Origin of the sequence: Rhodococcus sp. 27YEA6 (assembly GCF_044908235.1) — a bacterium.
Lineage (GTDB): Bacteria > Actinomycetota > Actinomycetes > Mycobacteriales > Mycobacteriaceae > Rhodococcus_F > Rhodococcus_F qingshengii.
In genome coordinates this window covers 262,434-283,206 of sequence record NZ_JBIYCY010000003.1, presented here as the reverse complement: position 1 = coordinate 283,206, position 20,773 = coordinate 262,434, and the positions used below count along the sequence as shown (strand labels likewise).

At 62.4% G+C, this 20,773-nt stretch carries 22 protein-coding genes; 5 read left to right on the top strand and 17 right to left on the bottom strand.

What is annotated here, in order from left to right:
* Window positions 1–228 precede the first annotated feature (228 nt).
* Both ABH939_RS11585 and ABH939_RS11580 read right to left on the bottom strand, forming a co-directional pair.
* A complete protein-coding gene (locus tag ABH939_RS11585; RefSeq protein ID WP_404649638.1) occupies window positions 229–1,383 on the bottom strand; it encodes a Rieske 2Fe-2S domain-containing protein in 1,155 nt (384 codons plus the stop codon).
* An 83-nt stretch (window positions 1,384–1,466) separates the two neighbouring features.
* Window positions 1,467–2,231 carry an SDR family NAD(P)-dependent oxidoreductase gene (locus tag ABH939_RS11580; protein ID WP_007734247.1) on the bottom strand — a complete coding sequence of 255 codons (765 nt, stop codon included), beginning with the start codon at window positions 2,229–2,231 and terminating at the stop codon, window positions 1,467–1,469.
* 250 nt (window positions 2,232–2,481) lie between these two features.
* Here ABH939_RS11580 and ABH939_RS11575 point away from each other — a divergent pair, with 250 nt between their 5' ends.
* Window positions 2,482–3,201, top strand: a complete 720-nt coding sequence (locus tag ABH939_RS11575; protein ID WP_058039199.1) for an IclR family transcriptional regulator — start codon at window positions 2,482–2,484, stop codon at window positions 3,199–3,201.
* A 78-nt stretch (window positions 3,202–3,279) separates the two neighbouring features.
* On the opposite strand, the gene ABH939_RS11570 is transcribed toward ABH939_RS11575, so the two are convergent.
* From ABH939_RS11570 to echA20, 4 genes are read right to left on the bottom strand one after another with little or no spacing between them, the layout of a single operon-like run.
* Window positions 3,280–4,341 carry a nitronate monooxygenase family protein gene (locus ABH939_RS11570; protein ID WP_007734249.1) on the bottom strand — a complete coding sequence of 354 codons (1,062 nt, stop codon included), beginning with the start codon at window positions 4,339–4,341 and terminating at the stop codon, window positions 3,280–3,282.
* Window positions 4,338–5,093, bottom strand: coding sequence for a CoA-transferase subunit beta (locus ABH939_RS11565; protein WP_042920450.1), 756 nt, complete (start codon window positions 5,091–5,093; stop codon window positions 4,338–4,340). The genes ABH939_RS11570 and ABH939_RS11565 overlap by 4 nt, the downstream gene beginning before the upstream one ends.
* The gene (gene ipdA, locus ABH939_RS11560; protein ID WP_404649637.1) at window positions 5,090–5,998 is read right to left on the bottom strand and encodes a cholesterol ring-cleaving hydrolase subunit IpdA; all 909 of its coding nucleotides are present in this window, start codon (window positions 5,996–5,998) and stop codon (window positions 5,090–5,092) included. Before ipdA ends, ABH939_RS11565 begins: the two co-directional genes overlap by 4 nt.
* An 8-nt stretch (window positions 5,999–6,006) precedes the next feature.
* On the bottom strand, window positions 6,007–6,783 hold the full coding sequence (gene echA20 / locus ABH939_RS11555) for a (7aS)-7a-methyl-1,5-dioxo-2,3,5,6,7,7a-hexahydro-1H-indene-carboxyl-CoA hydrolase (protein WP_003945611.1): 777 nt from the start codon (window positions 6,781–6,783) through the stop codon (window positions 6,007–6,009).
* Window positions 6,784–6,885: 102 nt separating this feature from the next.
* Here echA20 and ABH939_RS11550 point away from each other — a divergent pair, with 102 nt between their 5' ends.
* Complete coding sequence (locus ABH939_RS11550) at window positions 6,886–7,800, top strand: SDR family oxidoreductase (protein ID WP_003945561.1); 915 nt, start codon at window positions 6,886–6,888, stop codon at window positions 7,798–7,800.
* A 67-nt stretch (window positions 7,801–7,867) separates the two neighbouring features.
* Here ABH939_RS11550 and ABH939_RS11545 read toward each other — a convergent pair whose 3' ends face one another.
* From ABH939_RS11545 to ABH939_RS11530, 4 genes are all read right to left on the bottom strand, one after another.
* The gene (locus tag ABH939_RS11545; RefSeq protein WP_003945460.1) at window positions 7,868–8,539 is read right to left on the bottom strand and encodes a GNAT family N-acetyltransferase; all 672 of its coding nucleotides are present in this window, start codon (window positions 8,537–8,539) and stop codon (window positions 7,868–7,870) included.
* Window positions 8,540–8,633: 94 nt separating this feature from the next.
* Window positions 8,634–9,047: a hypothetical protein gene (locus ABH939_RS11540; RefSeq protein WP_007734258.1), complete on the bottom strand. Its 414-nt coding sequence runs from the start codon at window positions 9,045–9,047 to the stop codon at window positions 8,634–8,636.
* 57 nt (window positions 9,048–9,104) lie between these two features.
* Window positions 9,105–9,593 carry a nitroreductase family deazaflavin-dependent oxidoreductase gene (locus tag ABH939_RS11535; protein WP_047269597.1) on the bottom strand — a complete coding sequence of 163 codons (489 nt, stop codon included), beginning with the start codon at window positions 9,591–9,593 and terminating at the stop codon, window positions 9,105–9,107.
* 1 nt (window position 9,594) lies between these two features.
* A complete protein-coding gene (locus ABH939_RS11530) occupies window positions 9,595–10,758 on the bottom strand; it encodes a steroid 3-ketoacyl-CoA thiolase (protein WP_003945509.1) in 1,164 nt (387 codons plus the stop codon).
* Between the two features lie 174 nt (window positions 10,759–10,932).
* Between ABH939_RS11530 and ABH939_RS11525 the strand changes: the two genes are divergently transcribed.
* Window positions 10,933–12,183 carry a cytochrome P450 gene (locus ABH939_RS11525; RefSeq protein ID WP_007734267.1) on the top strand — a complete coding sequence of 417 codons (1,251 nt, stop codon included), beginning with the start codon at window positions 10,933–10,935 and terminating at the stop codon, window positions 12,181–12,183.
* Between the two features lie 194 nt (window positions 12,184–12,377).
* Here ABH939_RS11525 and ABH939_RS11520 read toward each other — a convergent pair whose 3' ends face one another.
* The 6 genes from ABH939_RS11520 to ABH939_RS11495 form a co-directional block, all read right to left on the bottom strand.
* Entirely contained in the window at window positions 12,378–12,758 is a 381-nt protein-coding gene (locus tag ABH939_RS11520) for a VOC family protein (protein WP_020906296.1), read from the bottom strand.
* A gap of 173 nt (window positions 12,759–12,931) precedes the next feature.
* A complete protein-coding gene (locus tag ABH939_RS11515; protein WP_007734269.1) occupies window positions 12,932–13,342 on the bottom strand; it encodes a nuclear transport factor 2 family protein in 411 nt (136 codons plus the stop codon).
* A 9-nt stretch (window positions 13,343–13,351) separates the two neighbouring features.
* Window positions 13,352–14,215 carry a TIGR03619 family F420-dependent LLM class oxidoreductase gene (locus ABH939_RS11510; protein ID WP_404649636.1) on the bottom strand — a complete coding sequence of 288 codons (864 nt, stop codon included), beginning with the start codon at window positions 14,213–14,215 and terminating at the stop codon, window positions 13,352–13,354.
* A 36-nt stretch (window positions 14,216–14,251) separates the two neighbouring features.
* Window positions 14,252–15,433, bottom strand: coding sequence for a thiolase domain-containing protein (locus ABH939_RS11505; RefSeq protein WP_007734272.1), 1,182 nt, complete (start codon window positions 15,431–15,433; stop codon window positions 14,252–14,254).
* Window positions 15,433–16,503 carry a thiolase domain-containing protein gene (locus ABH939_RS11500; RefSeq protein WP_007734273.1) on the bottom strand — a complete coding sequence of 357 codons (1,071 nt, stop codon included), beginning with the start codon at window positions 16,501–16,503 and terminating at the stop codon, window positions 15,433–15,435. Before ABH939_RS11500 ends, ABH939_RS11505 begins: the two co-directional genes overlap by 1 nt.
* Window positions 16,504–16,513: 10 nt before the next feature.
* A complete protein-coding gene (locus ABH939_RS11495; RefSeq protein ID WP_021342921.1) occupies window positions 16,514–17,491 on the bottom strand; it encodes a Zn-ribbon domain-containing OB-fold protein in 978 nt (325 codons plus the stop codon).
* A 73-nt stretch (window positions 17,492–17,564) separates the two neighbouring features.
* Here ABH939_RS11495 and ABH939_RS11490 point away from each other — a divergent pair, with 73 nt between their 5' ends.
* Window positions 17,565–18,602, top strand: a complete 1,038-nt coding sequence (locus ABH939_RS11490; protein ID WP_019746980.1) for an LLM class F420-dependent oxidoreductase — start codon at window positions 17,565–17,567, stop codon at window positions 18,600–18,602.
* Window positions 18,603–18,778: 176 nt separating this feature from the next.
* Complete coding sequence (locus ABH939_RS11485) at window positions 18,779–19,753, top strand: hypothetical protein (RefSeq protein WP_042920440.1); 975 nt, start codon at window positions 18,779–18,781, stop codon at window positions 19,751–19,753.
* A 138-nt stretch (window positions 19,754–19,891) separates the two neighbouring features.
* Here the strand turns inward: ABH939_RS11485 and ABH939_RS11480 are convergent, their stop codons facing one another.
* Window positions 19,892–20,716, bottom strand: coding sequence for a crotonase/enoyl-CoA hydratase family protein (locus ABH939_RS11480; protein ID WP_007734275.1), 825 nt, complete (start codon window positions 20,714–20,716; stop codon window positions 19,892–19,894).
* Window positions 20,717–20,773 lie beyond the last annotated feature (57 nt).

Sequence of the window (20,773 nt, the reverse complement as noted above, 5' to 3'; positions counted from 1 at the left end):
ACGATTGTCATTCGGGAACTGTTATGCGTCCGTCGGTAGCTGCCTGATTGATGGAATTTCTCAATGCGGAACAACTTCCGGATCGAATTCTCGGCGGTTCAGCATCGTCGCGGTACTCCAAACATGCCGTGCGCGAATCTGATCGCCACTGGGTCGACGTGTGATGCCAGCTGTTCTTCTCCACGAGGACGTATGTTCCGCACCGCTCGCAGTCCAGCGGTTCCATGGTCATTGCCCTACTCCTGCGGCGGCCCTGCGTGCGATGTTGTCAGCGACTTCCTGCTTCCACACTTCGATGGGTTTGCTTGTGTCCATCTCGAATTCGAAACGGTCGACCATCTCGGCCGTGACGTCGGCGACGTCCACGTAGAACTGTTCATACCACCGCCTCAGTTGGTAGACCGGACCGTCCTCGGTGCAGAGCAGCGGATTGTCGATGCGGGTCTTGTTCTTCCAGATCTCGATGTCCTGCTCGAACCCGACACCGATGTATCCGATCATCGCGTCGACAAGTTGATCGGCGAACTCGGCGGGCATCTCTGCGGACTTCTGGACGGTAATGCCGTACATGAGTACGAATTTGTTCGGGCTCACCGGGTAGTGGCAGTTGATCAGCACCGAATCGGTCGTGAAGTTCTCGTAGACGTAGCGCAAGTCGTCGATCATGAACGACGGTCCGTGGTAGGCCGCTGTCGAAAGATTCGACACCAACTTCGGTACGTCGGGGTCGGTCCAGGTCACGATGTCGTCGCGGTTGATGCCGCTCTGCTCCTGGATGGCGACGTGTCCTTCGAAGACGTTCTTGAAATAGGTGGGGAACGAGAAGTGCACGTAGAAGAAGTGCGCCATGTCAACGACGTTGTCGACGATTTCTCGGCAGTTCGTATCGATGACTATCGACTTCCAGACCCAATCGGTCCACTCGTGCTCCGCAGACTTGATGATCGGTATGGCGACTTCGGCAGGAGGCGGATTGCCTTCGGGGTCGTGCCAGACGAAGAGCAGCCCGTCTTGTTCGAGCGCAGTCCAAGCGCGGGTCTTGGCAAGCGGGGGGACACGTCGAGCATAGGGAATCGCGGTGCACTTACCGTTGCCTCCCCACCTCCAGTCGTGGAAGGGGCACGCGATCGAATCGCCCTTGACCGTGCCCTGACTCAGGTCGCCGCCCATGTGACGGCAGTACGCGTCGAGGATCTTCAGTTCGCCATGCGAGTCGGAGAAGACGACCAGTTTGGTACCGAAAGCTTCGACGGAATGCGGGTTCCCGTCGCTGTAGTCCTTGGCGAGGCCGAGGCAGTGCCATCCGCGGGCAAATCGAGTGGGAGGTTCTCCCTGGTCGATGATGCGAACCTCTTCCGATTCATTGACATCCGCAATTGTCATGTTCTTCCTTTCGTGAGTGCACCCGGTGGGCTGGACCGAGCGACGTTGTACGACAGTCGAAGGGGGGTAAATCTTTGGGCAAGTCACATACGCTGCGACGAGATGTTGCCGCCGTCGACAACCAATTCCGTTGCGGTGATGTAACTTGCTTCGTCGGACAGCAGGAAGCGGACAGCGTGTGCGATTTCCTCCGGGCGACCGAGCCTGCCGAGGAGGATGCGTCGTTCGAATGCCCCGTCACCCAATGCGTCTACGGTCGGCTGAAGCAGAGGGGTCAGAATCTGTCCGGGAGAGACGCAGTTGATCCGAATGCCGTCCGGGCCCAGTCGGTCCGCCAGCGATCGGACCATCGACAACATCCCACCCTTTGCAGCGGAGTAGACAGGGTTGATTGCATTGCCCAAAGTTGCGTTGATCGAAGCGATTCCGACTATTGCCGAACCGGGATTGGCCGTGAAATCAGGCATCAACTGTTGAACCAACAGGATGAGCGGACGTAGATGGGTGTTGATACCCGTCTCCCACACGTCGAGCGTCACTCCTTCGAGGGATCCGATATCGACGACCCCGGCGGAGTGAACAAGTCCGCCGATGGAGGGAAGTGAGGAACGGGTTGTGGCCAATGCGGCCGCGTAGTCGTCCGCTCTCGTGAGATCGATTCCCACTCCGATGGCGTCGATGCCGAATTCGGAGGAGATCACGGCTGCCTGATCGACCGCTTTTGCCTCGTCGATATCCCAGAGAGCGACTGGTCGTCGGATCGCCGCGAGCGCGCGGGCGGAGGCCAATCCGATTCCGGATGCGCCGCCGGTGATGATCACGCCTGTCGACGGGGATGAAGCATTCATGTGTCCTCCTGATTTTGAAGCGTTCTGCTCGGCGCCGCATGATCTGATGGGCTCCGGTCATCACTGTGACGAGGGATGGATTCGGGCTCAACGATCATGACCGATCATCGGTATAGGTGCTGGTGAGAGCCCATGCAGATGCATCTCCCGCTGCGTGGGAAACGTACTGGCGTCGTGTGTCCACGGAAGCTCAGATGGGCGGAACGAATGTTGGCTGCCGAAGCGGCGGGCCACCGGAACGGAGACATCGATGTTGGTCGGACCGATCACCGAAGAGTCCATCCCCATGTCAACTCTCGACAGACTGTCGGTGGTGGTGGACTGCTTTCGTGACGCGCCTCGGCTGACATTGGGGGAGGTCGCGCGCCGAACCGGGATTCCGCGATCGTCCGTGCACCGGATGCTACTGAAACTCGTGAGGATGAACTGGCTACGCCGCGAAGGACTCGAGTACGAGATAGGCGACAAGCTAGGAGATCTGGGCGCGCTCTCGCTGTATCGAAACAAAGTGGATCGAGTGGTTACGCCCCTACTTCAGCAATTGCATTTCGTGACTGGACACGCCGTGCACCTCGGGGTGTTGGAGGGAAACCATGTGCGCTACATCCAGAAGATCGGGAGCCTGATGGTCCCCGACCTTCAGACTCGCGTCGGCTCACGTATCCCAGCGCAAGCGTCGACCATCGGGAAGTCACTGTTGAGCGCCGGCAACAGATCGGTGGCATCGTCGCACAACGCCAATGACGTTCGCCAACACGCAGTTGCGTTCGGAATCTGCAATTCCGGGATGGGCTGTATCGCCGCGCGAATCGGGGTGCTCGACCACATGCCAGTAGGTCTCTCGATTTGTGGGCCCTTGATTCGCGGCACGATAGACAAGAGGAACGCCGCTCCCGTACAGATGGCGGCAGCAGCGATCTCGCAGTATTTCGGAATGATCGACGGGTTCGAGCAGGAGAAGACGGGATAGTCCGACAAACGCAAAGAGTGCGCCTCCCCCCACTACGCGTAAAGCACAGTGGGGGAGACGCACTCGGATAGAGCTGTGTCAGCGAAGAGCCGCAAGCGCGTCGATACGCCCCGCGGCACCTTCCATGATGCTTTCGATCAGTTCCTTGCAGCTGGGCAGATCGTTGATCATGCCGACAACCTGACCCGAAGCAAGAACACCGGCTTCCGTGTTGCCCTCGACCAGTCCGGCCTTGAGCAACATCGGTGTGTTGGCTGCCATGATGATCTGCATCAGCGTGCGGTCACCCGACCGCTTCATCGCGAGACCGTCCTTGGCGAGGGTCGACCACTTCATGCCCGTCATGGCCTTGAACTTCGTGGCATTCTTGGCCGCGGCGATCAAACCGGTTGCATAGCTGGAACCTTCGAGGCTGTTGACCAGGTCGGTGTTGAGCACACGATGAGGCATGCCGTCGACCTTGCGGGAGACAGTCGTATCCGTCAGTCCGCGCTTGAGATACTCCTGTTTGACGGAATCGGGCACCGAAGAGTCGCTGGTGAGAAGGAATCGCGTTCCCATCGCGACACCGGCAGCGCCGTACGCCAGTGCGGCAGCCAGCCCGCGGCCGTCGAAGAATCCGCCACCGGCGATGACCGGAATATCGACCGCGTCGAGAACCGAGGGGAGAAGCAATGTCGTGGCCACACCGCCGGTATGGCCACCACCTTCGCCGCCCTGGACGATGACGGCGTCCGCGCCCCAGGATGCAACCTTGACCGCGTGCTTCGCGGCACCGATCGAGGGCACGACGACGATGCCGTGGTCCTTGAGCTTGGCGATCAGTTCCTTCTTGGGAGCCAACGCAAACGACGCGACCTTGACGCCTTCACGGATCAGCAGATCCGCGCGTTGCGGGGCGTCAGTGGCGTCGGCACGCATGTTGACGCCGAACGGCTTGTCCGTGAGCTGCTTCGTCTTCTTGATCGCGTGCTCGAGCTCGTCGTACGTCATCGTGGCCGAAGCCAGGATGCCGAGACCACCGGCGTTAGCCGTTGCCGACGTGAGAGCGGGACCGGAAACCCAGCCCATACCCGTCTGCACGATCGGGTACTCGACACCGACCAGTTCGGTCAGCGCGGTCTTCAGGGTGGGGGTCATGCCGAGACCTCACGGTCCCGGAGGTTGCGCGGATCGAGGGTTTCGCGGATGAGGTGAAGTTCTTCGACGGTGGGGTCACGGGTGATACCGGCCTCGGCGAGTCCGGCAACCTCGAACGAGGTGTTCTCGGCTACCTCTTCGGCGGTGACGCCGGGGTGAAGGCTCAACGCGCGGAAGGTGTTTCCTGGTCCGCCGAAGTCGAAGACACCGAGGTTGGTGACAACGCGGGGGATGTTCAGGTACTTGTAAGCCGGATTCTCGGGATCGATCTGGTCGTAGCCGACACCGCACACCACGTCGACCTTGTCGACGAACACTCGCTTGGAGTGCTTGGGGACGAAGTAGCTCGTCGCGTGGTTGATGGTGTTACCCGGGGCGCCGCGCACACCGAACATCTGACGCGTCGGCTGCTGAAGCGGGCCGAAGGCGGAGAGGTTCTGGTTGCCGTGGCGATCGAGCTGATTGGCGCCCATGACTACGTGACGACGGCCCGAAGCGACGACGTCGAACACCTTGCGGAAAGGCATCCATCCTTCGACGGGGCCCTTCGTTCCGACGGCCGGAGTGTCCTCGAGAATGAGGGCTTCACCATCGGTGATCAGCAGGTCGGGTTCGGTGGTGAGTCGAGCCAGGCGAGCGCCGATGGTGGACGACGTCGACATCGGGCTGGCCATGATTTCGCCTGCACCGGAGAAGATTTCAGCGCAAGCGAGAACAACGTACTCTGCGCGGGTGACGGTGGATTCGCTCATTTTGCCTGCTCCCCTGCCTTTGATGAATCGGCAAATTTCTTTACTGCGGCTTGGTAGTCCTCTTCGCTGCCGGAGAGGAAGGTGTCGACGAACGCCTGCCACGACTCGGGGGTCTTGGCGGACTCGGCGTAGTGACGCTGGAACTTCTCGTCGCGGCCGTAGCTTTCGCCGGCCAACGTGAAGTGCGCACCATTGGGTGCCTCGACGACGGCGTCGACCATCATGCGGTTGAGCAGAAGGTTCTGCAGTGGAACGGATTTGACCAGTTCCTCGGTCTCGACGATGCGTTCGACGGAGACGTAACGCTTTTCGGCGGCCATGCAGTACAGGTCGTCGAAGTACGGGTCGACGCCGTTGTACGCGGCGTTGCCGTGCTTGTCACCGAGATTGAGATGAACGAACGACGCATCGAGGTTGAGCGCAGGCATCGCGATCAAGGTCTCGGAGCGGCCGTCGGCCTCGGGGTACGGGGAGGTGACGGTCTTGAGTTCGTCGCACCAGAAGTTGCGGACGTCCGAACCCAGGCCGGCGCGGATCGGGAGGAAGGGAAGGCGAGCGGCAGCTGCTTCGAGGCCGCACTTGACCATGCCCTCGTCCATCTCGCGGACTTCGATCTCACCGGCGGTGCGTGCCTTGGCAAACCACGGGTCGTAGAACGGCGCGGAGTCGAGGGACACGAAACCGTAGTACGCCTTCTTGACCTTGCCGGCCGAGCACAGCAGTCCGAGATCCGGTCCGCCGTAGGTGACCACGGTCAGGTCCTTGATGTCCGAACGCAGAATCGCACGCACGAAGGCCATCGGCTTGCGGCGAGATCCCCAGCCGCCCAAGCCGATCGTCATTCCGCTGCGGAGTTCGCCGACTACCTCGTCGAGCGACTTCGTCTTGTCACGCTTGCTAGCCATGTTTTGTCTCAGCCTTCCTTCTGGGTTGCGTTCTCGCGCGGCTTGCCGGTGGCGACGAACTCGTCGCGGTGTTCGTCGGACACGCCGAGGAGGTTGAGTTCGAAGGTGTAGCCCTGCTCGAGGCGGTAGCTGCCCTTGACGTCCACCGGGTCGATGCCGTTGATGGCTTCCTTGGCGCACCGGATGATGCGGGTGTCCTTGGCAGCGATCTTCGCGGCGATCTCGCGAGCGCACTCGTCGAGCTTCTCGCGCGGGACCACGTCGTAGACGCTGCCGAACTGCTTGAGTGTGTGTGCGTCGACGCTCTGTGCGGTGTAGTAGAGCGTGCGCATCATGTGCTGTGGCACCAGCCTCGAGAGGTGTGTGGCAGCGCCGAGTGCGCCGCGGTCGACCTCGGGGAGGGAGAAGATCGCGTCGTCGGAAGCGACGATCACGTCCGCGTTGCCGACGAGTCCGATGCCGCCGCCGACACAGAATCCGTTGACGGCCACGACGACGGGTACAGCACAGTCGTAGACGGCCGCGAAGGCCGCGGCGCAACCGCGGTTGGCGGCGACCAGCGCGTCGAATCCCTCGGTGGCCTGCATCTCCTTGATGTCGACGCCGGCGTTGAATCCGCGTCCCTCGGCTCGCAGGATCACTACGTGAGTGTTGAGATCCTTGCCCGCGTCGAGGATGGCGTCGGCAAGCTCGAACCATCCCTTGGACGGGATTGCATTGACCGGCGCGTAGTCGATGGTGACCGTGGTGATGCCGGTTCCGTCGGAGGAGGTGCTGATGCCCATATCGGGATTCCTTACGTCTGTGTACCAAACCAAGCGATTGCTTGGTAAGTTAGCACACAAGCGGAGCCGACAAGCCCGAGCAGAGTGCATTAGGAGACAAATATGAGTGGATTGGTCGACGGACGCGTAGTCATCATCACCGGGGCTGGCCGCGGTATCGGACGTGCGCATGCATTGGCATTTGCTGCCGAGGGCGCCAAGGTCGTCGTCAACGACATCGGTGCGGGTGCCGACGGTTCCGCGACCGGTGAGAGTCCGGCCGAGCAGGTTGTCGCGGAGATCATCGCCGCCGGTGGTCAAGCAGTGGTCAACGGAGACGACGTCGCCGACTGGGCGGGCGCCGAGAATCTGATCAAGACCGCGATCGACACCTTCGGTGGCCTGGACGTACTCGTGAACAACGCAGGCTTCCTGCGGGACCGCATGCTGGTCGGCATGAGCGAAGGCGAGTGGGACGCGGTGATTCGCGTGCACCTCAAGGGGCACTTCGCGCCGCTCCGTCACGCAGCTGCCTACTGGCGCGCCGAGGCCAAGGCAGGCAAGACCGTCGACGCACGCATCATCAACACCAGTTCGGGTGCAGGACTGCAAGGTTCGATCGGCCAGGGTAACTACGCTGCGGCGAAGGCCGGTATCGCCGAGATGACCATCCAGGCCGCCGCCGAGCTCAAGAATTACGGAGTCAGTGTCAACGCGATCGCGCCTGCTGCGCGCACACGCATGACTGTCGGCGCGGGCGGGGCGATGGCAGAAGCGATGGCAGCTCCGGAAGAGGGCTTCGACGCCATGGCTCCCGAGAACATCTCGCCGCTGGTCGTCTGGCTCGGTAGCGCCGAGTCCAAGGACGTCACGGGCCGGGTGTTCGAGGTAGAGGGCGGAAAGATCACCGTCGCGGAGGGCTGGCGTCACGGCCCGAGCGAGGACAAGGGAGATCGCTGGGACCCGAAGGAGATCGGGCCCGTCGTGGCAACGCTGTTGGAGAAGGCGGAGATTCCGACGCCGGTGTACGGGGCGTAGGGCCTCCGGCCCCGTGAGTGGTTAAGGAGTGCAGGAACTCCTCAACCACTCACAGGCGGCGTGCCGCCTACGCGGGCGCCCGAACCACCAACACGGTGCCGGGGAACTCAGCTGCGAGTTCGCGCCGCGAATGCTTCACGCAGGCTGTGCCGTAGCCCTTCTTGCGAGATTCCGGCGCGATCCAGATCGCCACGTTCACCTCTTGGCCGTCGAGTTCGCCGAATACCAGGCCGACGCTCTTCGGGCCGTCACCGGAGACGTCCTCGGCGACGAACCAGGCAGCGCTCTCGTCGTCGATCCGACCGAGACCGCCGACGCGCTCGGCTTCGATCCGATCCTCGCTCCACGGCTTGCCGTCTTCGCCGAGCTGCTCGGCCGAGCGAATCGTGAACAGTGCCTTGTCTTCTGCGCTGTCGCTGAACGGACGCAGGGTGAAGTTCTGCCCGCTGCTCGCGGGACGATCGAGCGTCGTCCATTCGAGAGTGGCGTCGAGATTCTCCAGCTCGCCCTGGATGCGATCGCGCGCTGCCTTGGTCAGTGCGCTGAACTTGAGGCTCAGAACTGCTTCGGCATTTGCTTCCGACGTGCCGAGGAGTTCCGCGACGGTGGTCAGTGCCTCCTGGTGGTCCTTGCTGTCGACCACTGCGTCCAGCACCTCGTGGCGACGCTCCAGCGCACGCACGAGGGCTGAGGTGATCTCGCGTCGGTCCAGGATTTGATCTTGAATATGCGTCGTCATATATGCGACTCCTTGCTGTGTTCGAGGCTCTGTCGAAACGCCGTGCGGACCGTACGAGTCAATAGTGCTCCAACTCGCCGGTTATGGCACGCGTTCAGCCTCCGGTGCGGCGAACGAGCCGTTCGTAGCGCTGGCGGGCGGCTTGAGTGCTTCCGAGTCCCAGCCCGAAAGCGATGTCCTGCCAGGTCATGCCCCGTTCGCGGGCAATCCCGAGGAACAGTGCTTCCAGCTGTTCCATTTCGGCTCGGGCCTTGGGGATCAGAGTCAACGCGGCCATGACGTCGGCATCGTCGACCTCGGGTTCGTTCGGCTGCGGTGTGTCGGTGCCACCCGCAAGACGAGCCACGACGCGCACCGCGCCGTAGGGCTCGAGCATCTCCGGATGAGATTGCCGCGCGCGCTGGCTTGGGGTCGCGCCGTGGCGCTCGCTGATTCGAAAGAGTCCGGCGTACTCGCGATGTGCGCGTTCGCGGCCGGAATCGATCGGTCTGAACTGGTCATCGGTCATGAACCCAGGGTGGCACGAACCCGGGTCAATGTAAACGTTTTGTTGTAAACAGTTCGTTTAACTCTCCAGTGGCTCGCACACGATGACGGGAATGACCCGGTCGGTCCAGGCCTGATAGTTGTCGAAATCCGGATACATCGCCCTCAACATCGGCCACAGCCGAGCGCGCTCGTCCTCGGCCGCGACGCGGGCTTTCATCGAGCGGATCCGAGACTTGATCTGCACCGTCACCACCGGGTCTGCCTTGATGTTGAGGTACCACATCGGGTTCTTCGGAAGACCGCCTTGCGACGCCACCAGAATCACGTTCTCGCCGTCCTCGAGGAACAGCAGCGGGCTGATCCGCTCCTCGCCGGATTTGCGACCGGTGGTGGTCAGCAGGCAGATCGGCAGCCCGCGAGGGAACGCGCTGCCGACCCGCCACTTGCTACCCAGCCGCCCGTCGGTGGCGCGATACATCGCGACGTTCGCCTTCGACATCCACTTGATGATCTTGACCGTCGCCGGAGCGTCGAGTCCCTTGGGTTTGGCTGGGGGAGTAGTCATCTCAGATACGCTCGATGATGGTTCCGGTGGCCAGTGCGCCGCCGGCGCACATCGTGATCAGAGCCGTCGAGCCGTTGCGACGCTCGAGTTCGTGCAGTGCGGTGGTGATCAGGCGAGATCCCGTGCTGCCGACCGGATGGCCGAGAGCGAGCGCGCCGCCGTTGACATTGACGTTGTCGAAGTCAGGTTCGTGAACCTGAGCCCAGGACAGTGCGACGGATGCGAATGCTTCGTTGATCTCGAACAGATCGAGATCGCCGATCTTCATTCCGCTCTTCTCCAGGACACGGCTGGTTGCCTGCACCGGTCCGTCGAGGTGGAATTCCGGTTCCGAGCCGACCAGCGCCTGGGCGATGATGCGGGCTCGCGGCTTCAATCCGAGCGCGCGAGCCTTGTCCTCGTCCATGAGCAGGACTGCGGCCGCTCCGTCGGAGATCTGGGAAGACGTTCCGGCCGTGTGAATCCCGCCTTCGAGGACGGGCTTCAGTCGGGCAAGGGACTCCGCCGTCGTATCGCGCAGGCCCTGATCGCGATTGACGACCTTGGTCTCGCCCGTGAGGTTTCCTTCCTTGTCGACCTGGGGTGCCGAGAGTTCGAGAACCTCGCGGTCGAAACGTCCTTCCTCCCAAGCCTGCTTGGCCAGCGCCTGCGAGCGGACGCCGAGGGCTTCGACGTCGTCGCGGGTCAGTCCGCGTCGACGCGCGATGCGTTCTGCAGCTTCGAATTGGTTGGGCATGTCGATGTCCCACGTCGCGGGTCGGCGCGGTCCGGCCTGATCGCCGACGTTGGCGCCGAGGGGAACCTGGCTCATGGCTTCGATGCCGCAGGCGATACCGGCGTCGATGGCGCCGGTGGCGATCAGACCGGCGATCAGATGGTTCGCCTGCTGGGCCGAACCGCACTGGCAGTCCACGGTGGTTGCGCCGGTCTGCCACGGAAGTCCGGCGTGCAGCCAGGCCGTGCGCGTGATGTTGTTGGACTGAGCGCCGGCCTGGGTGACGCAGCCGCCGATCACCTGCTCGATCAGCAACGGGTCGATTCCCGACCGGTCGAGAACTCCCTTTTGTGCAGCTCCGAGGATCTCGGCGGCGTGCAGACCGGCGAGCCAACCTCCGCGCTTGCCGATCGGTGTACGGACAGCCTCGACGATTACTGGTGTGCCCACAGCGGGCTCCTTTCCTTGTAATGAAAAAGTAGAACAGGTTCTCTGCGGGAAGCAAGACCTGCCGACGTTTCCTTTCCTAGTAAGCAGGCTTGTGTTTCAATGAGAGTAGAACGTGTTACACATCACGGATCCCCATCACCCCTGTGATGAAAAGGCTTAGGGCAGGAGACATCAGTGGCACAGCCCGCATTCCCCGAGGGAATCGACTTCACGGACCCCGACATCTACGCGGAACGCATGCCGTTCGAGGAGTTCGCCGAACTCCGGAAGACGGCCCCCGTGTGGTGGAATCCGCAGCCCCCGGAAATCGGTGGATTCCAGGACGAGGGCTTCTGGGTGGTCACCCGTCATGAAGAGGTCAAGGAAGTTTCGCAGCGAAGCGACATCTTCTCGACCCACGAGAACACTGCGATTCCTCGCTTCGCCGACGACATCCCGCGTGAGAACGTCGAGATGCAGCGATTCATTCTCATCAACAAGGACGCTCCGGAGCACACCAAGCTGCGCAAGCTGGTATCTCGTGGATTCACCCCGCGCGCCATCAACAGCCTGCGCGAGGAACTGACCGAGCGTGCCGAAAAGATCGTCACGACCGCGGCTGCCGGCGGTGCCGGTGACTTCGTGGTTCAGGTCGCGTCCGAACTTCCGCTGCAGGCAATCGCCGAGCTTCTCGGTGTGCCGCAGGAAGATCGAATGAAGCTCTTCGACTGGTCCAACCAGATGACGTCGTACGACGATCCCGAGTTCGACATCGACCCGCAGGCAGCGTCGATGGAGATTCTGGGATACGCGTACCAGATGGCGGATCAGCGCAAGAAGTGTCCCGCCGATGACATCGTCACCAAGCTCATCGAAGCTGACATCGACGGAAATGAGCTCTCCCCAGAGGAATTCGGCTTCTTCGTGATCCTGCTTGCGGTCGCGGGTAACGAGACCACTCGCAATGCCATCACACACGGCATGGTTGCCTTCCTCGACAATCCCGACCAGTGGGAGCTGTACAAGAAGGAACGCCCCAAGACGGCGGCCGACGAGATCGTTCGTTGGGCGACCCCGGTGACTTCCTTCCAGCGCACCGCGCTCGAAGACACCGAACTCGGCGGACAGAAGATAAAGAAGGGCGATCGCGTCGTGATGATGTACGCGTCGGCCAACTTCGACGAGGACGTCTTCGAGAACCCGACGAAGTTCGACATCATGCGTGACCCCAATCCGCACCTCGGATTCGGCGGCACCGGTGCGCACTACTGCATCGGCGCCAACTTGGCCCGTCTGGAAATCGATCTGATCTTCAATGCGATCGCCGATCACCTACCCGACATCACCAGGCTCGGGGATCCCCGACGCCTTCGCTCGGGCTGGCTCAACGGCATCAAAGAGTTTCAGGTTGATTACAAGACATCGGGCTGCCCGGTCAAACACTGATCCGGACATATACTGACCTGGTAACCGGCGAGTAGGTTCTGTGTAGGTTTTCGGGAGTTGCCTCTGCACTCTCGAACACGCAGAACTACAGTAGACGTTCCGGGAAGCCACTTGTTGGCAACCTGGAACTGCGGCGGCGTCTGCGGGATCCCTCATCTCCCGTAGGCGCCGCCGTTTGTAGTTCAATCTCCAATTCAGCCGCCGTACGGTTTGGTGATGGCTTCCAGGAAATGTCCCGACGGGTCGAGGAAGTAGACCCCACGCCCACCGTCGTTGGTGTTGAAGCCGGTACTCGACTGGCGCGGATCGGCCCAGTGATCCAGTTTCAACGCCTGTATCCGCTGGTAGATGCCGTCGAAGTCATCCTCGGAGACGAGGAAGGCATAGTGCTGAGACGCAACCTCGGCGCCTTCTTCCACCTGTGCGAAGTCCAACGTCACGCCGTGCTCGAGTTCAACGCCGAGAAAGTAGCCGGCTTCGACTGGGCCTGGAAGACCGAACATGTGAGTGAAGAACCACGCAGACTCTTGTCGGTCTTTTGCGGCGATGATGGTGTGATTGAACGAAATGGTCATGAGTGACCCCTTGCGGTACGACGCCTCCATGCCTGACGCAGTCCGTCATCGACACGCGACGTTGGGAACCAGGAAACCATTTCGAGGTTCTCGGTGCAAGTACGACAGGCTGATTCGAATACGACGAGCGCGGCCCCGGTCGATGACCGGGGCCGCGCTCGTACTGTGGGTTCTCAGGCTTTGCGTGCCGTCTTCATCGCACGGTCCACTTCCCAGAATGCTCGAAGCGACGCGATCTTGCCGTCGTCGTTCACCCGGTAGACGAACACGCCCTCGGCGTCGATGATCGAGCCGCCGATGGTGGTTCGGATCTTGCCGATGTTGACGTTCTCGTTGCCGCACACCAGGGAATCGTCGATCAGAAATTCGAGCTTGTCCGCGTTCGCGATCGTCATGTCGTAGAACTTGGAGATCGCTTCGCGCCCGTGATGGCCTTTGCCTTCGGGATCGAAGCCCGAAGGCCCGACCGGATCTTCCACCCAACCGTCCTCGGCGAAGAGGTCCAGCCAGGCTTCCTTGTTCTTGCCACTCGCTGCGGCGCGCGAAGCGTTACCCGCGACGCGGGCGGGGTGTTCGTCGGTCATCGCGGCTCCTCAGTTGATGTACTGCTCGGCGAATTTGCGCATCGAATCCTGCTTTGCCTCCAGCGGGGCATCGAATCCGATTCCGTCGAAAACCCAAGGCACGGTGATGATGTCCGTGACGCCGGCATCTTCGAGCTCTGCGTAACCGTCCTTGCCGAAACGGTCGATGCACACCGTCTGGATTTCGAACGGCTCGTTCTCGCGGCCGTACTCGGCGCGCAGTTCGCGTAGTCGTGCGATCACACCCACCAGGTCGTCGAACTTGATCATCGCCGAGGTCCAACCGTCGCCGACTCGCGCAGCACGCTTGAGTGCGACCTCGGTGTGGCCGCCGACGTAGAACGGAACCGGCTTGGTGGGGGCCGGGCTCATCTGCAGGCGATCGAAATCGAAGAACTCACCGTGATACTCGACCATGCCGCCGCCGAGGATCAGTTTGAGGACGTCGATCATCTCGTCCACACGTGCGCCCCGACGCTTGTACGGAGCGCCGCACCACTCGAACTCTTCCGGAGCCCAACCGATTCCGACGCCGAAGCCGAAACGGTTGTTCGTCAATGCGGCCACGGAACCGACCTGCCGCGCGAGCAGGACGGGATTGCGGCTACCCAGCTTGAGCACCTGGGTGTAGAACTCGATCTTCTCGGTCACCGCGCCCATTGCAGCCGCGGCGATGAGCGGATCGACCCAGGGGGTCTCGGCATTCCACATCCGAGACCCGTCCTGGGTGTACGGGTAATCCGCCGCCTGCGTTTCCATGAAGAACAGTGAATCGGGGAGAGCGATCGACGAAAAGCCGCATTCCTCGGCAGTTTTGGCGATACCGGCTAACTGGTCCAAGGGGTTCATGGCAACCCCGACGGTGTACTTCATCTTCGGCCTCTTCCTGATCGGCGTGTGTGCTGCTGCTTACGTGGTGGGACGTTCGGAGCCGACGACCCACATCGAGAAGTACTGCGAGCCACCGCCGTAGGCATGGCCGAGAGCCTTGCGAGCATCGGCTACCTGGTGATCGCCGGCGCGGTGCATGACCTGCATCGCCGACTCGGCAAAACGGATCATGCCCGAGGCGCCGATCGGGTTGGAGGAGAGAACACCGCCCGAGGCATTGACCGGGAGCTTGCCGCCGATCGCGGTTTCACCCGCCTCGGTGAGCTTCCAGCCCTGGCCTTCCTCCGCGAAGCCGAGGTTCTCGAGCCACATCGGCTCGAACCACGAGAACGGGACATAGATTTCGGCGCAGTCGATCTCGTTGAGCGGATCGGTGATACCCGCTGACTTCCACAGTGCTGCTGCAGCGTCACGGCCGGCCTGCGGATTGACCTGATCGCGTCCGGCATAGAAGGTCGGCTCGGTGCGCATCGCCGTCGCGTGGATCCACGCGACCGAACGACCCTCGGCCTCGACCTGTGCGGCCGCTTCCTCGTTGCCGATCACCAGAGCGCACGCGCCATCCGAGGACGGGCAGGTCTCGTCGTAGCGGATCGGATCCCAGAGCATCTGAGATGCCTGTACCGATTCGAGAGTGATGTCCGGCTGCCGCAAGTGCGCATACGGATTGAGGCTGCCGTTGAGTCGATCCTTCACAGCGACGAGGTAGCCGATGTGCTCCGGTGCGCCCGATCGACGAATGTACGAACGGACGTGCGGGGCGAAGTATCCACCGGCACCGGCGCCGACGGGCATGTTGAACGGAACCGGTACGGACAGCGCCCACATGGCGTTCGACTCGGACTGCTTCTCCCAGGAAACCGTCAGAACCCGCTTGTGGACACCGGATTTGACCAGGCTGGAGGCGACGATAGCCGTCGAACCGCCCACCGATCCGGCAGTGTGAACACGCAGCAACGGCTTTCCGTTTGCGCCCAGAGCATCCGACATGGCGAGTTCGGGCATCATCGAACCCTCGAACAGGTCGGGGGCCTTTCCGATGACGACGGCGTCGATGTCGTCCCAGCCGACGTTGGCGTCGAGCATCGCGGCGTCGATGGCTTCACGAACCAAGCCCGCCATCGAGACATCGTGACGCTTTGCGACGTAGTGAGTTTGGCCGGTGCCGAGCACGGCCGCGAGTTGAGGCGTTCCGGCCATCAGTTCCGTCCCTCCAAGACTGCTACCAGGTTCTGCTGCAGCACAGGGCCGCTTGTTGCATGGGCCAGAGCGCGATTCGCCTGGCCGTCGAAGATTGCCTTGGCGGCGTGGCCGATTCGTTCCAGACCACCGGCGAACAGTGGGTTGCCGCTGAGCGGACCGCCGGACGGATTGATCGTGGTGGCGTCGGTCAGGCCGATCGCTTCCTTCAAGATCAATTCCTGGTGAGTGAACGGTGCGTGCAGTTCGGCGACGTCGATGTTGCCGACCTCGCCGCCCGTTGCCGCCTTGGCTGCGGACGTAGTGGACGGTGAGGTGGTCAGGTCACGTGCACCCAGGTTGGGGGAGTCGATGCGATGCTCGAGTCCGGTGATCCACGCCGGCCGCTCGCAGAGATCGCGGGCGCGGTTACCCGAGGCCAGGACGATTGCTGCCGCGCCGTCGGTGATGGGCGCACAATCGTGTGCGCGCAACGGATCTGCGAGGAAGGGGCTGGCGAGAAGGGCCTCGATGTCGACCTCGCCTGCGAGCTGAGCCTTCGGATTGCTCAGCGCGTGACGACGGCTACGAGCGGCAACCTCCGCCATGTCCTCGTGCGTCCACTTACCCGCGTCGAGTCCGAGTCGGGCTTGAAGTCCGGCGATCGAGACGGAGTCCGGCCACAGCGGAGTGACGAGGTACGGATCGAGCTGCATGGACAGGATCTTGCGCAGGTGCCCGGCGGAGGACTTGCCGAATCCGTACACCAGCGCGGTCTCGACCTCACCGGTCAAGATCTTGATCCACGCTTCGTAGAAGGCCCACGCAGCGTCCATCTCGACGTGAGATTCGTTGATCGGCGGGACCGCTCCGATGGAGTCGATGGCCGAGATGAAGGAGAACGCTCGTCCGGCCAGGTAGTCGGAAGATCCGGAGCACCAGAAGCCGATGTCTGACTTGGTGATTCCCAGATCGCTGTAGAGCTGCTGGAAGCACGGGACGAGCATCTCGACGCCGTTGGTGGTGCCGTTGGTTTCGCGGACGTGGGGTGCCTGAGCAAAGCCCACGACTGCGATGTCTGCAGAAGTCATTTCAGGAGCCTCACAGGTGGTGTTGGAAGGTGGAGTACTCGGCGTCGGGTTCACCTGTCGGCCGGAAGTATTCGATGTTCTCGAGGGTGTAACCCCACTCTTCGCGAGGCTTCCACTTGGCTTCGACGCGCATGCCCATCCGTACGTCCGCGGCATCACATTCGAGAATCAAGTGCAGGAACGGAATGTCGGCCCCGTCGAGAAGCACGTAGGCGGCCACGTAGGGCGGTTTGATTCGCTGCCCGAGGAACGGGACGTTGACGATGCAGAAGGTGGTGACAATTCCCTTGTCCGGCAGTTCGATCTGCTCGCTCGTCGGCTTCCCGTTGGTGGGATTGGCGCCGCGCGGTGGGATGTAGATCTTGTCTTCGGGTCCGCTGCGACCACCGATGAGCTTGCCTTCTGCGAGACCGCGGAGGTAGAAACTCTCCTCGGCCGAAGCGGAATGCATGAAGTGCAGGTCGACAGGCGTCGTGATCATGGTGACAGGATCGGCGGTGGAATCGACTGTCGCGATTCCATTTTCGCTCTCACCTGGTTCGAAGCACTCGATGTCCTTGATCTGCCCGATCCGCTCCGACGCCCAGCGAGCACGGACCCGCAGGCCGGTGCTGATGTCGTCGGGGGAGTCGACGTCGACTGCGTGGAGCATGGACGTGTCCGCGCCGTCGAGCTTGATCAGGGCCCACGCGAAAGGCTTCGTCAGGGGTTGACCCTCGATGGGTTCGGGCATCCACGTCCAACTCACGACCGTTCCGCCGTCGGAGACTCCGACGAAGTCGGTCAGTGGTTCGGCCGTATCCGGATCGAATTCCGGTGGCGGCACGAAGACACGACCGTTCGACCCACGTGCGCCGATCACCTTGCGATCACGCAGGGCAGTCACGAACGCGCCGATGGTCGGTCCCGTCGATCTGGTGTAGTCGAAATGGAGATTCAATGGTGCGCTCAGGGGCTTGTCGGCCACCCCGCTCTTTCCGATGGTCACAAGATCGAGTAGAACAGGTTCTAGAGATTGTGGCAAGAGTCACTTCTGATCACCGGCAATGTGGAGGCCTGCGATGAAGCTTGGGTTGCAACTCGGATACTGGGGCGCGCAGCCGCCGGCAAACGCCCCGGAACTGATCGAGGCCGCGGAAGGCGCGGGATTCGACGCGGTCTTCGCGGCGGAGTCGTGGGGCTCGGACGCATTCACCCCGCTCGCCTGGTGGGGATCGCGCACCGAGAACGTCCGTCTCGGCACCTCCGTCGTACAGATTTCGGCGCGAACACCAACCAGCTGTGCCATGCACGCGCTCACTCTCGATCACCTCAACGGTGGGCGAACGATCCTCGGGCTCGGCGTATCCGGACCGCAGGTCGTCGAAGGTTGGTACGGCCAGCCGTTCGAGAAGCCGCTCGCGCGCACCCGCGAATACGTCTCGATCGTGCGCCAGGTCCTCGCCCGTGAAGCGCCCGTCACCAGTCCCGGTCCCCACTACCCTCTGCCGTATGCGGGACCGGGCAGTTCGGGACTTGGCAAGCCGCTCAAGCCCATTACGCACCCGCTGCGTGCGGACATCCCGATCTGGCTCGGCGCCGAAGGGCCGAAGAACGTCGCGCTCGCCGGTGAAATCGCCGACGGCTGGCTGGCGATCTACTACACCCCGCGCCTGGCCCCGATGTACAACAAGTGGCTCGACGAAGGGTTCGCGCGCGCCGGGGCCCGTCGCAGTCGCGAAGACTTCGAGGTGGCCGCCACGTGCCAGGTCATCGTGACTGACGATCGCGCCGCTGCCATCGCCGCTCTCAAGCCGATGACCGCCCTCTACGTGGGCGGAATGGGCGCCCCGGAGTTGAACTTTCACGCGCAGGTCTACAAGCGGATGGGCTACGAGAAGGAGGTCGACGAGATCGGTCGCCTCTTCATGTCGGGCCGCAAGGACGAAGCTGCTGCCGTCGTCCCCGACGAGATGGTCACCGAGACCATGATCATCGGCAACGTCGACGAGGTGCGCGCAGACGTGAAGCGTTGGGAGGAAGCCGGAGTCACGATGCTGCTGGTGACCTGCCGCGACGCCGACCATGTGCGAGAGCTCGCGGCCGCGGTGGGTGGTTGAGCGGGGCACCCCCTTTTTTTTCGAGCGGTACCCCCCTTTTTTCTTCGAGCGAACGGCACGTTCAGCGCATCTGAGGCGCTGAACGTACCTTTCGCTCGCCCAAAGTTATCCACAGGCGCACCGAAACCCCAGTTCGCCGCCGGGGCCCGCGCTGATGCTCGAGTCATGCTGCAACCATGCGGCGAGGAACGTGGGGCGATGATCTGGACGCGATTTACCGCGTCAGTCGAAGCGGAGTGATCCGAACGGCGGAGTTGGCGCGATTGGGCGTGTCCAACTCCGCAGTGCACACCCGGTGTCGGGTAGGTGGACCGTGGCAGCGCATATTGCCGGGGGTCATTCTGCTCAGAAACGGTCAACCGACGCCACGTCAACGCTCGATCGCTGCGCTCATGTTGAGCGGTGACGATTCCCTGCTGACGGGGCGATCAGCCATGTCGGAGTACGGATATCGAACGCACTCGGGGGATGTGCAGGTGCTCATCCCCATCGACCGTCGAGTTCAATCGGTCGGGTTCGTCACGGTGGAGCGCACTGTTCGACTGCCCGAGCCGGAGATTCGGAACGGTCTGCGCTGTGCTCCGCTGCCGCGAGCGTTACTCGACGCTGCGAGGCGGTACAAGGCGCTCGATCCCACACGGGCGCTCATCGCTGAGGCTGTTCAACGCGGCGATGTCTCGGTGCGCGAACTTGCGAAGGAACTCGAAGCGGGTAGCAGTCGGGGTTCCGCGCTACCTCGGGTCGTGTTGCGCGAAGTGAACGCGAACGTCCACTCGGTTCCGGAGGTTCACGCGCGAAAATTGTGGCAGCGGAGCGGGCTGCCGGAAATGTTGTTCAACCATGAGATCCGGGATGCCAACGGGGACTTCATCGCAGTTCCGGACGGATGGATCGATTCGGTTGCCTTCGCGTGGGACATCGACTCCTTGGAATGGCATGCCGCGCCGACGGACTACAAGCGCACGGTGGAGCGTCGGACGCGTATGCAGAATGCGGGAATCATCGTGTTGCCGACGGTGCCCAGTGCACTGCGAACGGACCCTGATCGCGTGATCGAGGACCTGCGTGCGCACTACAGATTGGCGCAGTCACGTCCCCGGCCGCAGGTGTTCGCGAGGTCGAGATGGGTGAAATTGGACGAAACCGGCTGAGCGAAAGTGCCTTTCGGCGCACTGAAGGCGCCGAAAGGTACGTTCGCTCGAAAGGGGGGTGGGTGGGACCGAGAGCGGACGGGAAAGGGGGCTCAGGCGGGGGGTCGGTCAGACGGGGGTGGCTCAGACAGGGGTGGGTCAGACACCCTTGAACTGGGGCGCCCGCTTCTCACCGAAAGCCCGCGGGCCCTCCTTGGCGTCGGCGCTCATGAACACCTTCATGCCCAGCTGTGCGTCGATCTGGAAGGCCTCTTCCTCGTGCATGCCCTCGGTGTCGCGGATGGTCTTGAGAATCGCCTGCACGGCGAGAGGGCCGTTTGCACTGATCAGGTCCGCGAGCTCCAGCGCCTTGTCGAGGGCCTGGCCGTCCGGGACCACGTGGCCGATGAGCCCGATCTCCTTGGCCTCCGGAGCCTTGATGTGACGACCTGTGAGCAGGATGTCCGCCGCGATCGTGTACGGAATCTGTCGCACCAGACGCACTGCGGAACCGCCGAGCGGGAAGAGCCCCCACTTGGCTTCGGAGACGCCGAACTTGGCGCTCTCACCCGCGACGCGGATGTCGGTGCCCTGCAGGATTTCGGTTCCGCCGGCGATGGCTGCACCCTCGACGGCGGCGATCAGCGGCTTGGTCAACCGACGGCCCTTGAGGAGGCCTTCGATCTTGGACATGTCGACGCCACCGCCCGCGAAGGAATCTCCCGGCGGCTTGGCGGACATGTTCTTGAGGTCGGCGCCGGCGCAGAAGTCGCCGCCCGCACCGGTGAGGATGGCGACACGGATTTCGGGGTCGTTGTCGACCTGATCCCAGGCGTCGACCATGATCGCCATCATCTCGCCGGTGATGGCGTTCTTACGCTCGGGGCGATTCATGGTCACGATGAGAACGTGGCCACGCTTCTCCACGAGGCAATGCGGCGCGGTTTCCGAAATGTCTGATTTTTCGGTCGTCGAAGTGGACACTGATGGCTCCTGGTGGGTCTGTGAGCTGGCTCTCAAATTGGGTCTTGCCAGAAACGG